The 12,216-nt window shown below is 45.1% G+C and carries 10 protein-coding genes and 1 pseudogene; 2 read left to right on the top strand and 9 right to left on the bottom strand.

Annotated elements, in window-relative coordinates; translation table 11 throughout:
* Positions 1-23 precede the first annotated feature (23 nt).
* Positions 24-2,189, bottom strand: coding sequence for a heavy metal translocating P-type ATPase (locus EAL2_RS12425; protein ID WP_041693211.1), 2,166 nt, complete (start codon positions 2,187-2,189; stop codon positions 24-26).
* A gap of 789 nt (positions 2,190-2,978) precedes the next feature.
* Between EAL2_RS12425 and EAL2_RS12420 the strand changes: the two genes are divergently transcribed.
* On the top strand, positions 2,979-3,482 hold the full coding sequence (locus tag EAL2_RS12420; protein ID WP_025436686.1) for a QueT transporter family protein: 504 nt from the start codon (positions 2,979-2,981) through the stop codon (positions 3,480-3,482).
* A gap of 73 nt (positions 3,483-3,555) precedes the next feature.
* Here EAL2_RS12420 and EAL2_RS12415 read toward each other — a convergent pair whose 3' ends face one another.
* The 8 genes and pseudogenes from EAL2_RS12415 to tnpB form a co-directional block, all read right to left on the bottom strand.
* Positions 3,556-3,834 (bottom strand): hypothetical protein, encoded by a 279-nt coding sequence (locus tag EAL2_RS12415; RefSeq protein WP_025436685.1) that lies wholly within the window; start codon positions 3,832-3,834, stop codon positions 3,556-3,558.
* Between the two features lie 191 nt (positions 3,835-4,025).
* Positions 4,026-4,988 (bottom strand): sulfite reductase subunit C, encoded by a 963-nt coding sequence (gene asrC, locus EAL2_RS12410; RefSeq protein ID WP_025436684.1) that lies wholly within the window; start codon positions 4,986-4,988, stop codon positions 4,026-4,028.
* A 16-nt stretch (positions 4,989-5,004) separates the two neighbouring features.
* A complete protein-coding gene (gene asrB / locus EAL2_RS12405; protein WP_025436683.1) occupies positions 5,005-5,799 on the bottom strand; it encodes an anaerobic sulfite reductase subunit AsrB in 795 nt (264 codons plus the stop codon).
* Positions 5,792-6,808: an anaerobic sulfite reductase subunit AsrA gene (gene asrA / locus EAL2_RS12400; protein WP_025436682.1), complete on the bottom strand. Its 1,017-nt coding sequence runs from the start codon at positions 6,806-6,808 to the stop codon at positions 5,792-5,794. The genes asrB and asrA overlap by 8 nt, the downstream gene beginning before the upstream one ends.
* A gap of 307 nt (positions 6,809-7,115) precedes the next feature.
* Entirely contained in the window at positions 7,116-7,265 is a 150-nt protein-coding gene (locus EAL2_RS15240; RefSeq protein WP_084481292.1) for a FeoB-associated Cys-rich membrane protein, read from the bottom strand.
* Positions 7,266-7,282: 17 nt separating this feature from the next.
* On the bottom strand, positions 7,283-9,283 hold the full coding sequence (feoB, locus tag EAL2_RS12395; protein WP_025436681.1) for a ferrous iron transporter B: 2,001 nt from the start codon (positions 9,281-9,283) through the stop codon (positions 7,283-7,285).
* A gap of 114 nt (positions 9,284-9,397) precedes the next feature.
* Positions 9,398-9,610: a FeoA family protein gene (locus tag EAL2_RS12390; protein ID WP_025436680.1), complete on the bottom strand. Its 213-nt coding sequence runs from the start codon at positions 9,608-9,610 to the stop codon at positions 9,398-9,400.
* Between the two features lie 194 nt (positions 9,611-9,804).
* Positions 9,805-10,954: pseudogene (gene tnpB / locus EAL2_RS12385) on the bottom strand (IS200/IS605 family element RNA-guided endonuclease TnpB).
* A gap of 258 nt (positions 10,955-11,212) precedes the next feature.
* Here tnpB and EAL2_RS12380 point away from each other — a divergent pair.
* Positions 11,213-12,169 (top strand): substrate-binding domain-containing protein, encoded by a 957-nt coding sequence (locus EAL2_RS12380; RefSeq protein WP_025436679.1) that lies wholly within the window; start codon positions 11,213-11,215, stop codon positions 12,167-12,169.
* Positions 12,170-12,216: the final 47 nt, after the last annotated feature.

Genomic DNA, 12,216 nt, shown 5'->3' with positions numbered 1-12,216 from the left:
AAATTTAATTTTTCGTTATATTTTTATGCAAATTTGCGCCCCAGTATCCTTGCCGAGTTGAATATGGCAAGAAGCGCCACGCCCACATCGGCAAACACTGCCATCCACATAGTCGCAAGCCCGAAGACTCCAAGCAGCATTACTGCTCCTTTTACACCCAGTGCCAGGACAATGTTTTGTAGCACTATCTTTTTTGTATATTTTGCGATGCTTATGGCTGTGGCGATTTTGGATATCTTGTCATCCATTATGACTATGTCGGCAGCCTCTATAGCCGCATCGCTTCCGAGGGCCCCCATAGATATTCCTACGTCAGCCCTCGCCAGCACGGGAGCGTCGTTTATGCCGTCCCCAACAAATGCGACCCTTCCTCTTTTCCCCGACGCAGCCTCAATATCATCTGAAAGCTTTTCAAAAGCCTCAACCTTGCCATTAGGGAGCAGCTCGGCCCGGAAGCCATCAAGCCCTATCTCCTTAGCAACCGCCTCTGCGGCAATCATTCTGTCCCCGGTGAACATCATTACGTTTTCAACGCCCATTCCCTTGAGCTTTGCAACGGAGTCAGAAACTCCTTCCTTGAGCTCATCTTCAATAACAATATATCCAATGTACCTGCCATCGCTTGATACGTGTACAATTGTTCCATTTTCCGAATACATTGGCAGCAATATACCATTTTGCGCCATTAGCTTGTTGTTGCCCGCCAGAACCACTTTTCCGTCTATAGTTGCTGATACTCCTTGCCCTGCATGCTCGCTGTATACAGTGATGTCTCCCATATCCAAATCCCGATCATAAGCCCTTTTTATCGATTCCGCTATAGGATGGTTCGAATGCGACTCAGCCCTGGCAGCCGTTTTAAGAAGCTCATCCATGCTGAATCCTGAAAACGGGACTATTTTTGCTACCTCGAAGTTCCCTTTTGTAAGAGTTCCCGTCTTGTCGAAAACCACCGTACCCACATAATTGAGAGCCTCCAGATAGTTTCCTCCCTTTACAAGTATGCCGTTTCTCGAGGCAGTCCCTATCCCTCCGAAAAAACCAAGTGGTATTGATACCACAAGCGCACACGGGCATGATATTACAAGAAATATGAGCGATCTCCTGATCCATTCAGGAAAGCCTCCAAATCCGGCAAGCGGCGGAATCAGAGCTATAATCACTGCCGCAGCCACTACAAACGGTGTGTAATATCTCGAGAATCTCGTTATGAACTGTTCCGTTGGCGCTTTCCTTGCTCCTGCGCTTTCCACCATCTCCAGTATCCTGCTTACCGCCGAGTCTTCAAACTCCTTTGTCACCCTGACTTCAATCAGAGAATCCTTGTTTATAAAGCCCGAGAGTATGCTGTCTCCCTTTGAAACTCTCCTGGGAACAGGCTCTCCTGTAAGAGCAGAAGTGTCGGCCATAGAGCTTCCGCTTAACACCTCGCCGTCGAGAGGTACTCTCTCTCCCGGCCTGACCACTATGATGTCCCCCGGATTTACACTTTCAGGACTTACGCTCTCTACTTTGTCATGCCGCTTAATGTTGGCATATTTGGGCCTGATGTTTAGTATTTCCTTTATTGATCTTCTTGAATTGTTCACTGCATGAGACTGGAAAGCCTCGCCAATCTGATAAAAAAGCATTACTCCTACTGCTTCCGAGTATTCTCCCAACATAAAAGCTCCAATTGTAGCTATACTCATAAGAAAATTCTCATCGAAAAGCTTTCCCCTTGCGATGTCCTTGGCGGCCCTTAGAAGGACCCCTGAGCCGGCCAGCAAATAGGCGAACACATATATTAATATGTCATATGGCCAGCTTATCCTGGCCGTATTAAGCAACACTAGAAGCAATGCTCCTGCGGCAATTTTATAATGCCTTTTCCTGGCCTCCTGGGAGTCCCCGTCATAGTCTTCTTCGCTGTTATCTTCCGTTTCCCGGTTTTCTTCGCTCCGGCTCAGGTTTTTCTGCCTTAATTCACTAACTACAACGCCGTGTTCAATGCTGTCGACTATTTTGCTTATTGTCTTGACCATATCTTCATCTTCAGACAATGAGCCTTCCGCAATATCCAGCGTCAAAACCCCGTTTGCGAAGCTGTAGCTTGCATCCTCTACAAAATCGAGTTCGCCGATCTTCTTTTCTATCTTGGCCGCGCAGCTTGCGCAGTCAAGGCCTTTCAAAAGGAATTTTTTCTTCATGCTATCTCCTCCCGTTGCTGCATCTGCTTGTTTTATGTATATGGCATTTAGAAATTCTCCAAAATGATTTTCATCTGAATACTTGTTCATATGTTAAATTATAATACTACATACCCAACGCTGCAACACTTTTTATATAAAAATATCTTATATTTGAAATTTGATTTATCTAAGGTTTTAATGAAATATTTATTATCATTTACGATATTATTATTTAAGATATTTTATTCAAAATAAAAACTCCCGTTTATGAGGCGGGAGTTTTTATTTGACGGCATTATCTGGAATTTATTTTTGTTTTTAATCTTTAATTTACTTTTCTATAGAAGTGTATGCCCAGAGGATCCAATGAGTGCAAGCATTATAGCACTTGTTCCAATCAACAGACGAAATTTCTTCATGATGTCACCCCCCAAATCAGTAGTTTTCTTATCTCATATTTACGATCCCTCCAGGCTCTTTGTCAATCGACAATTATCTATCAGGGCGTTTGCTTATAAGCTTACTAATACCCCCTGTCTATGTATTGCAAACAACCAATAGATTTTTTTGACTTTGAATCATTCCCGCATATCGACAAATTTCCAAAATAAGTCCTTACAAGGCAAGCTCTTATGTGCTATAATCATATGTGATTTGAAGTCCATTCTTTTTTTAGAGAAAGGACATGAATTTAATTATAAAGTGTTTTCTTGGTTACCCACTTTTCAAAAACAAGAAGGATAGTATATCTGTGCTTGTAGGTAACTCTGTAAAACATAACTGTTTATGTTGAAGGGAGTTTTTTTTATGCAAACTAAAAATCTTGTAAAAACAGCAATTGTAGCAGCCGTGTACGCCGCACTTACAATGGCGCTGGCTCCAATAAGCTATGGTCAGCTGCAGTTCAGATTCTCGGAGGTCCTTACGCTGCTGGCATTCATAGACCCGCTTTTCATACCCGGTCTTGTCATAGGCTGCGTTATAGCCAACCTTGCAAGCCCGCTGGGCGTAATCGACATAGCGGCGGGATCATTTGCCACTCTGCTGGCTGTGAATGCAATATACCTGACCAGGAAATACATGGGCGAGAATCTCAAGTCCCTTTTCATAGCAAGCCTTTGGCCTGTTGTCTTCAACGGCCTTATAGTAGGCGCGATGCTGACATACCTTTTCCAGATTCCCTTTGGCCTATCGGCGCTGTATGTGGCCGCAGGTGAATTTGCGGTCGTAAGCGTAATTGGCGTTGCAGTATTCAAGCCATTAATGGGCAACGACTTCATGATGAGTATGTTGGAAATAAGCAAAGACTGATACCGAGAAAATGCCGCAGCTCAAACGAGCTGCGGCATTTTCTTGTTTCTATATTGGCTATTATCGAAGTTGTCTAGTAGTCGCTTCTTTCAATTACAACCTCGTCAAATTCCATTCTTGAAATCTTTTCGTCATCCGCGCCTATATCCAAAAAAGCGCTCTTTACAAGCACGATCCTGCCCTCATCCTTAAGGGCTACAAGCTGATCCATGTGAAGATTAGGAAAAGGAAGCCCCGCTTCGTCAAATAGCTGCTCTAGGGCAAAATCCCCGTCCTCTATTACTACGTCTTCCCCCACTCTATCTACTTCGCCGTCTGTATTTCTTTTCAAAAAGCTAGCTCTGTATATCATGCTTATCCCCCCGTCTGACAGGCTAATATTTCATTCAGCGCCCTGAAAATCAGGTATATATTACTTATACCTAAAATGGAGAATCTGAAGCATTTGAATGTAAATTAGCATCTTTGAGCTTCAGAATCCCGTCAGCACGCAATATCACTTCAATCTAGTCAGTATCGACTTTGCTTTTTGATATTGATTCATTAGTATTTTATGCCCTTCCAGTAAACCGGAGAGTACACTTCTGCGGTCTCTGGGAGATATACATCCTTGAGAGCCCATTTTTTGTATTCTTCAAAGCCTGTGCGGTCTATTATATAGCCTATGTGCTCCTTGCCGCCGGGCGCCTCCCTATCTATATACTGCTTTACGTAATCGTACGTGTTGAGAATTATTTTAATTATACTCTCCTCGTCTACCCACTTGATGAAGTCCTCGCCCAGGCGCGGGTTTTTTTTGCCCGTCCTGCCCATAAGAGTAAGACGGTACAGCTTCTGCTCGCCCCTTGTCCACGCGCCTGTCGGGCACGCCAGCACGCACTCGCCGCAGCCTATGCATCTTTGTGCGTTGCGCTCAACCTTGCAGTTGACAGTCTCAAGTACTGAAACCGACTTTCTGGTGCACGCCTTGACGCAAGCTCCGCAGTTCACGCAGCGGTCTTTGTCATACTGCGGCTCGGTCATGCCCATTATCCCAAAGTCATGCATTCTTACCTTTGCGCAGTCATTCGGGCAGCCCGTAAGCGCTATTTTGAAATGAAGGTCGTTTGGGAAAACGGCCTTTTCCATTCTCTGCGCAAACGCTGTTGTGTCATAGCAGGCGTATGGGCAGACGCGGTTGCCTATGCATGCCGTGATATTTCTAGTTCCTGCGGCCGAGTAGCCCTTCCCGGGAATCGGCTGATTTATGTCGAGCCCCTCAATGATAGGCTGAAGCAGCCTGTTGACCTCGCTCATGTCCTCGAAGGCTATGCCCGGAATCTCAAAGCCCTGCCTGCTTGTAATGTGGATAGTCCCGTTCCCGTACTTTTCGGCTATATTTTGAAGCATCGACAGGTATTTCGCCTCCAGATGTCCCCCCGGAACGCGGACACGCGACGCAGTGACCCCTCTGCTTTTGGTAATTCGGAATGCATTCTTCTTTAGCTGCTTGGTATTTATATCCATAATCTGGCCTCCCTTCCTAATCGATGAGCCTGCTGCCCTTTGTGAAGTTGAAAACCGGACCGTCAAGGCATACATAAGTGTCGTCTATCTTGCAGTGGCCGCACTTTCCTATGCCGCAGCACATCTTGCGCTCATGTGATATCCATATGTTTTCCTCTTTGAAGCCCGCCTCTAGCAGTCCTTTGGTTGTAAAATGCATCATTGCCGGAGGGCCGACTACTACCGCCACCGCCTCGCCTTTGTCCTTGACCGGGAGCTTTGGTATGTACTCTGTAACAAGACCTATCTGGCATGAAAAGTCGCCGTCCGAGCAGTCCACCGTGAGTATTACCTCCATGCTCTTTTTCCATCTGGCGAAATCCTCAAGGAACAGGATGTCCTTTGGAGACTTGAAGCCGGCCACAAGCGTCATTCCCTTGACCTCTTCCGGATGCTCCGAAAAATACTCGACAACTCCCCGCACAGGCGACAGGCCAGTTCCTCCCGCTATTACAACAAGTTCCCTGTCCCTGTAGTTCTCGACGTCAAAGCCGTTTCCGTAAGGACCCCTCAGGAAGAGCCTGTCTCCCGCGTAGTGCTCGAATACTTCGTCTGTCACCCTGCCTACCCTGCGTATTGTAAGATCGACAGTGCCGTCCCCTATGCCGCTTACTGAAATGGGAGCCTCTCCGTATTTTGGTATTGATACTTCGAAAAACTGTCCCGGTTTTACTTCCCCCTCGTACTTCATTCTGAATGTGTATTCGATGTCGGTATGCTTTATTACTTCTGTTATCTCCGAAGCGAATGGGATATACTCGTTTTTACTCATTGCCGCTACCCTCCCTCAATGCGCCTTCAAGCTTGTTTATGCAGTCTGAAAAAGAGATGTACTCAGGGCATGCATCATCGCATCTGCCGCAGCCTGTGCACATGTGGTATCCGAAGCGCTCCTTGAAGTCGTAAACCTTGTGGAGCACCCTAAAGCGCATCCTCTGGCCGTTTTTCTTCCTGTACGAGCCTCCGCCGGCCACATCTGTATAGCCGTCCACCATGCAGGATGCCATTACCCTTCTTCGCTCGCCCACCTTGCCGTTGTCCGTATAGAAAACGTCCTGCATGGTGAAGCACGTGCATGTTGGACATACGAAATTGCACCTGCCGCATGCAATGCAGCGGCCATCGTAATCGTCCCACATTTTGGCCTTGGCTACGTCTATCGAGAGTCCCTCAGGAATGCTAACGCGCACCTTTGTTTCCGTAACATATGAAGGAGACACCTCTTCCTGAGTTTGAGAGCTTCCCGCCAGCAGCTCCTCCCATTCTTCACAGCGGTTGTCCATTACGTAATCGCCGCCCTTTTTATCTATGCTGGCGTCATAGGAATCTATCCTGTTTGTACCCATGTCAACGCAGAAGCAGTTTTCAAACGAGCTCTTGCAACCCATCAGGACAAACCTCACATTGTCGCGCATGCGCTTGTAGTAGTAGTCCTCAAAGCCGTTGCGCAGATATATCTCGTCAAGACGTTTTACGGCATGCAGGTCGCAGCTTCTGAGAAATATAATGGCTCTCTTTTTGGGTCCGTCCGCTTCTTTCACATGCTCCTCAGTAAAGAAAAACAGCGTTTCGGAAAGCGGAAGAAGTATCTCTTTGAAAGAGTATTCGGATTTTTCGTCGAACACTATTTCTTCTACAGTGGCTATTTCACCGTATTTTATGGAGTCAGTGTCCGAAAAGGCGCCTCCGCCGACTGTTCTTGTTGGGGCGTAAAGCAGATAGTCCCTTGAAAGCTCCTTTAAGACCTTGTCTATGCCTTCCTTTGTAAAACTATAGCCCATTCATATGCACCTCTTTCTCTTTGAAATTCAAACTTGTCTTCCATGATTTATGCGATTATAGCAAGCCATGGGATATTTTTCCGTGACGCAAGTTACTGCTTTAAAATATTCCTTGCGCTGTGTGTACCTATATCCAGACCCTGTATAAGGCGATTTCTCCACCCAGAAATCCCATATTGTTATGTTACCCATTGATCCTCGGCATATAGATGCAAAAAAAACCGCAAAAAAAAAGAGGCTGATTTCCTTAATCAGTCCTCCCGTGTTTCAGCACAGCTTTTATTTCATTATTTTTGCATTGCTTGATCTACTTGAGCTTTATTTGGCAGCCCTTGCACTGGTGCGAACAGCCACCGGAGCAACCCGGGCAGGTGTTGTTTTTCATGCTGCTAATAGATTTATATGCACCATATCCTACGATTGCGAAAAATATTCCGCCTACGATAATGTTAGCCATATTTCAGCGCTCCTTTCCTAATTAGACGGCAGCTTTTCTAGTTTTTCAACGTTGTTATCACTTCTTCTTATCAAGTAGTAAACAAGAGCTACCAAAGCTGCTGCAATTGCTATTGCCGGGACAAAGCCTGCTGCAGGCTTCCCATATACAAGCAAAGTTCCGATTTGAGTAATGAGCATTGCCAGAGTGTATCCCACTCCCAGCTGGAACACTATAGCCCTTCCCAGCCATTTGCGGCCGCCTAGCTCCGCATTCATGGCGCCTATTGCAGCAAAGCACGGAGGTATGAAGAGGTTAAATACCAGGAACGCCACACCTGTAACAGGATTGAAGAACTGTGACAGCGGGCCTCCGGGAGTGCTCAGGGAAGCTTCTGAAGTTGAAGCCAGAACTATTGCCAGAGTTGCAACTACGTTTTCTTTGGCTACAAAACCTGTCAGAGTCGCCGCTGCCAATTGCCATCCTATGAACCCAAGCGGAATAAGAAGTGGCGAAATCACTCCGGCTACAAGTGCCAGAATGCTTGCTCCCTGATCCTCAACAACCTGAAGTCTGAAATTGTATGTCTGCATAAGCCACACTAGCGTATTCATTACAAGTATGATGGTTGCGGCTTTTATAATAAATGCCTTTGCCTGCTCCATCATCTGCCTGAACGCATGCTTGAGGCTTGGAACCTTGTATTGCGGAAGCTCTATTATGAATATGGATGTACTTTCAAACTTTAGTATTTTCTTGAGCAGCAGACCGCCTATGACAATCATGCAGCCAGCGATCACATACATTCCCGGCAGCACCCATGTGGCTCCGGGGAAGAATGTCGCCGCAAAGAGAGCTATGACAGGAAGCTTGGCTCCGCACGGAACGAAGGGCGTGAGCATTACCGTCATTCTTCTCTCGTTGTCATCCTCAATTGTTCTTGCCGCCATTACTCCAGGTATTGAGCAACCCGAGCCCACTATCATTGGTATGATCGATTTGCCCGACAGGCCTATGCGCTTGAAGTAACGGTCCATTATAAGTGCTACTCTGGCCATATATCCGCTGTCATCCAAAAGAGCAAGGCAGAAGAAGAGCAGCATTATAAGCGGTAGGAAGCCTATGACAGCACCGACGCCTCCGATAGCTCCGTCAACGATTAGCGCCTGAAGGAGGGGGCTAACCCCTATACCCTCCAGAAAGCTGTTGGCGGCGTTTGGGACTATTTCTCCAAACAGCGTGTCGTTTAGATACCCTGAAAGGTATCCTCCAAGCCCCCCGATAGAGAATGTGTATACAGCCCACATGATAAAGGCGAAAATCGGCAGTCCCCATACCGAGTGTGCCACCACATTGTCTATCCTGTCACTGAGCGTCAACTCGCTCGAGCTGCGGCTCCTTGTAAGATATGCTTTTGTTACGCCTTTTATATATTCCTGTCTCAGCTTGTCCTCTTCTGGGGAGCCTTTGCCTTGAAACTCCGGCGCTTGCTGAGTCTTCGCATTTGCAGCGACTGTCGCTTTGGCTATGAGCTCTTTTAGCCCCTCACCCTCATTGGCGATAGTCTCGACTATCTCACAGTTGAGCTCCTTAGACAGACCCTCAACATCGATCTTGTTTCCATGCCTTCTTATGACATCCTGTTTGTTTAGAGCTATGACAACCGGGATGTCAAGCTCAAGGAGCTGAGTTGTGAAAAACAGGCTTCTCTCGAGACTGCTTGCATCAACTATGTTGATGATTACATCCGGCTTTTCGTCTATTATGAAATCTCTTGCAACCGCTTCTTCGCTTGTAAAGGGCGCTATTGAGTACGCACCCGGCAGGTCCACAACCCTTACCTTGTTGCAGCCTTTGCAGCAATTGCCGGCGCATGCTTTTTCTTTTTCTGATACGGCTTTATACATTCTCTTGAGGTTCGCCTCTTTTTTCTCAACGGTTACCCCGGGCCAGTTGCCTACATACTCCGCCTTGCCGGTAATCGCATTGAATAATGTGGTTTTCCCCGAGTTAGGATTACCCGCTAATGCTATCTTCATACTCTAGTCCTCCAAAACGCCTTTTTTTATTGGTTTATTAGTCGCACTGATAATCATTATCAATGCCAGGTAATTTTAAAAGCAGCTAGGCTGCTTTTATTGTCAAACTGAAATTTATACAAGTTCGATGGCCTTGGCCATGTTCTTATCAATAGCATATCTGCAGTCCTTTAGACTGATTATATAATTCCCTGCAAGTACGGAAACAAGTGTGATTTCTTCTCCCTCAGAACAGCCAAGTGTGAATAAAAACTTTTTGACTTTTTCACTTCCTGACACGTTCTTAACCTGTCTTACATTTCCTGGCTCAGCTCTAAATAGCGACATACTCATCTCCCCTTTTCTATTGTTTTATCTGCAACCATTCTTGATACTGATAATCGTTATCACCTAAGACAAATATACATTATTTTTTTATCAATGTCAACAACAAAATATTCGGTTGAACCTCCTCAGCTTTGATCCTTATGGATAATGAAGCATGGGATTCCTAAGAACACCGCTGCTCTAGCGGTTTTTTATTAGGCTAGCCCCGTAGTTCCTACGGTTAAAAGCTTTGCGGCTTCCTTTTTGAGATTTATGCTTTTGTTAACATCACTCTCATTGGCTGCTTTTCACTCGCTGCACAGCGACTCCCAACAGATTGATTATAAATTCATTATACTTGCAGGAACAGTTAGAGCCTGTTGGACTTGAATCAAAATCAATAGCCGCAGTTGCAACTTTCCTGCCATACCATTTTGCTTTGTATTCAAGCATACTTTTAAATTGCCTCCAGGAAGCATCATATACCGACTTAGCCCTGCTGCCATTCTTAATCATGTTGTTTGCCTGCAGATTTTCTATACCGATGATTTCGTGGTTTTTGACTATCTCGGTAGAGATTTTGTGCAGGTAGTCCGCTCTGATATTGGCTATGCGCTCTGATATTCTTGCTACCTTGATTATTTGCTTTTGGTAGTTTTTCGCTTCGCACATCAGCTTATTTTTCTTCAAGGCTTGCTCTTTTCTTCTCGATAGCACTCGCTGCTCTTTTGCAAGCCGGTCTTCAAGCGTGCTAAATAATTTTGAATTCCAACGTGCTGAGCCGTCAAACAACATGGCAAAGTCTTCGCGAGTGACATCCATGCCACATGATGAACTGGTCTTGGGAAGTTCCTTTACATCAGTTTCAACAAGCAAAGACACAAAGTACTTGCCTGACGGATTGCGCCTTACAGTGGCACTTATAATCCTGCCGTCAGCTTCCCTGGATTTGGCAAACTTGACAAGTCCGAGCTTTGGCAGTTTTATTTTGCTGTCTATTATAGCAATATTGCCTTTTGTCTTTTTTGTGGTATATGACTGCTCTTTGTTTCTTTTTGATTTGAATCGCGGCACGTCATTTTGCTTTTTGAAGAATCTTTTGAATGAATCATCAAGATTCTTGAGTGAAGATTGCAAAGCAACGCTGTCTACTTCCCTTAGCCATGTGAGTTCCTTTTTCAGCTGAGTCAATTGTGCAGAACAAGCATTGTATGAAAGTCCCTTTCCACTATGCTTATACGCATCGTTCCAGGCATTCAAAAAGTGGTTGAATACAAATCTGCTGCAACCCATTGTTTTAGCTATTAGCTCTTGTTGATATCTATTTGGGTAAATTCTAAATTTATATGCTTTGAGAATCAGCATCAGAGTTCACCTCCCTGTAGTGAAACATCACTTAGAAGTCATTTTTTTGTAGTTTAATGTTATTTATTCTATATTATTGTATATATTGTGTCAATGTTTCTGACGGATTCGACCAGTAGTTTACATGTTTTGTTGCTTATTGTTGTGTCTTGTTATGCAGTGGCGGCTGGTTTTTATTTTGGTTATCTGTATTGCTTTTTTGTGCAAAATGTAATTATATTGGTATATAGATACTATGAAGAACAAAAGGAGCATTAAATGAGCGAAAATACAGCATTAACGCCTCAAGAAGTTGCTGACATCTTGAAAATCACTAAAAATACAGTTTATCAGCTAGTCAAAAGAGGCGAACTCAGTGCCTATCGTGTGGGTAACAGGCTGCGCATAGATTATCATGATGTCCTCGCATACAAGAATAAAACTATCAGTTTGCGTTCTGATATGTTTGAGAATCCACCCTCAGATCAGATTAAAACTCAGGCCAAAGCTCATATCATGACATCAAATTTAGGCGTAATGGTCATCTCAGGCAAAGACATACTTCTGGATATCCTGGCCAGACATATTGAGATGCATCCCAATGGCTTTCCGGCCTTGCGTTCCTATACAGGCAGCTATAACGGCCTCTACGCTTTATATCAAGGCAATGTACATTTAGCAACGGCCCATCTATGGGACGGGGATACTGGTGAATACAACACTCCCTTTGTTCGCAGAATGCTTCCCGGGATTCCAGCGGCAATAGTCCATCTGGCTTGCCGCATTCAGGGGTTTTATGTGCAGAAAGGAAATCCCAAGGGGATAAAGGACTGGCTGGACTTCAAACGAGATGATATAAAAATAGTAAACAGGGAGAAAGGAAGCGGGACGCGTGTCCTGCTTGACGAAAATCTAAGGCTGCTGGGAATACAAAGGAAAACAATACGGGGCTATGAGCATGAATGCACATCTCACTTAGCTGCAGCAAGTACTGTAGCCCGCTGCGAAGCCGATATCGGCATAGGCAGTGAAAAAACAGCCCAGCAAGTCGGAGGCATAGATTTCATCCCCATACAGAAGGAAAAATTGGAAATGATTATTATAAAAGAGGATTGGGAACTGCCTGCTTTCCAAACAATACTGCAGATTGTCCGCTCACCCGAATTCAGAGCTGAGTTGGAAGGCATCGGTGGATATGACCTGAGCCAACTCGGAAAGATAGTTGCGGAGACTTAATATTGTTCTTCAACCCGAAGCGCTTCATCAGAGTCTGTCAATAATTA

This window comes from Peptoclostridium acidaminophilum DSM 3953, assembly GCF_000597865.1.
GTDB classification, from domain to species: domain Bacteria; phylum Bacillota; class Clostridia; order Peptostreptococcales; family Peptostreptococcaceae; genus Peptoclostridium_A; species Peptoclostridium_A acidaminophilum.
This window is presented reverse-complemented; position numbering and strand designations above follow the sequence as displayed.

Coding starts and splice junctions, on each gene's coding strand:
- asrB (WP_025436683.1), bottom strand. CDS start 5,799: ATGAGTAAAAACGAGTATATCCCATTCGCTTCGGAGATAACAGAAGTA.
- EAL2_RS12390 (WP_025436680.1), bottom strand. CDS start 9,610: ATGTCGCTATTTAGAGCTGAGCCAGGAAATGTAAGACAGGTTAAGAAC.
- EAL2_RS12415 (WP_025436685.1), bottom strand. CDS start 3,834: ATGATATACAGAGCTAGCTTTTTGAAAAGAAATACAGACGGCGAAGTA.
- EAL2_RS12425 (WP_041693211.1), bottom strand. CDS start 2,189: ATGAAGAAAAAATTCCTTTTGAAAGGCCTTGACTGCGCAAGCTGCGCG.
- EAL2_RS12380 (WP_025436679.1), top strand. CDS start 11,213: ATGAGCGAAAATACAGCATTAACGCCTCAAGAAGTTGCTGACATCTTG.
- EAL2_RS12420 (WP_025436686.1), top strand. CDS start 2,979: ATGCAAACTAAAAATCTTGTAAAAACAGCAATTGTAGCAGCCGTGTAC.
- EAL2_RS15240 (WP_084481292.1), bottom strand. CDS start 7,265: ATGGCTAACATTATCGTAGGCGGAATATTTTTCGCAATCGTAGGATAT.
- asrA (WP_025436682.1), bottom strand. CDS start 6,808: ATGGGCTATAGTTTTACAAAGGAAGGCATAGACAAGGTCTTAAAGGAG.
- asrC (WP_025436684.1), bottom strand. CDS start 4,988: ATGGATATAAATACCAAGCAGCTAAAGAAGAATGCATTCCGAATTACC.
- feoB (WP_025436681.1), bottom strand. CDS start 9,283: ATGAAGATAGCATTAGCGGGTAATCCTAACTCGGGGAAAACCACATTA.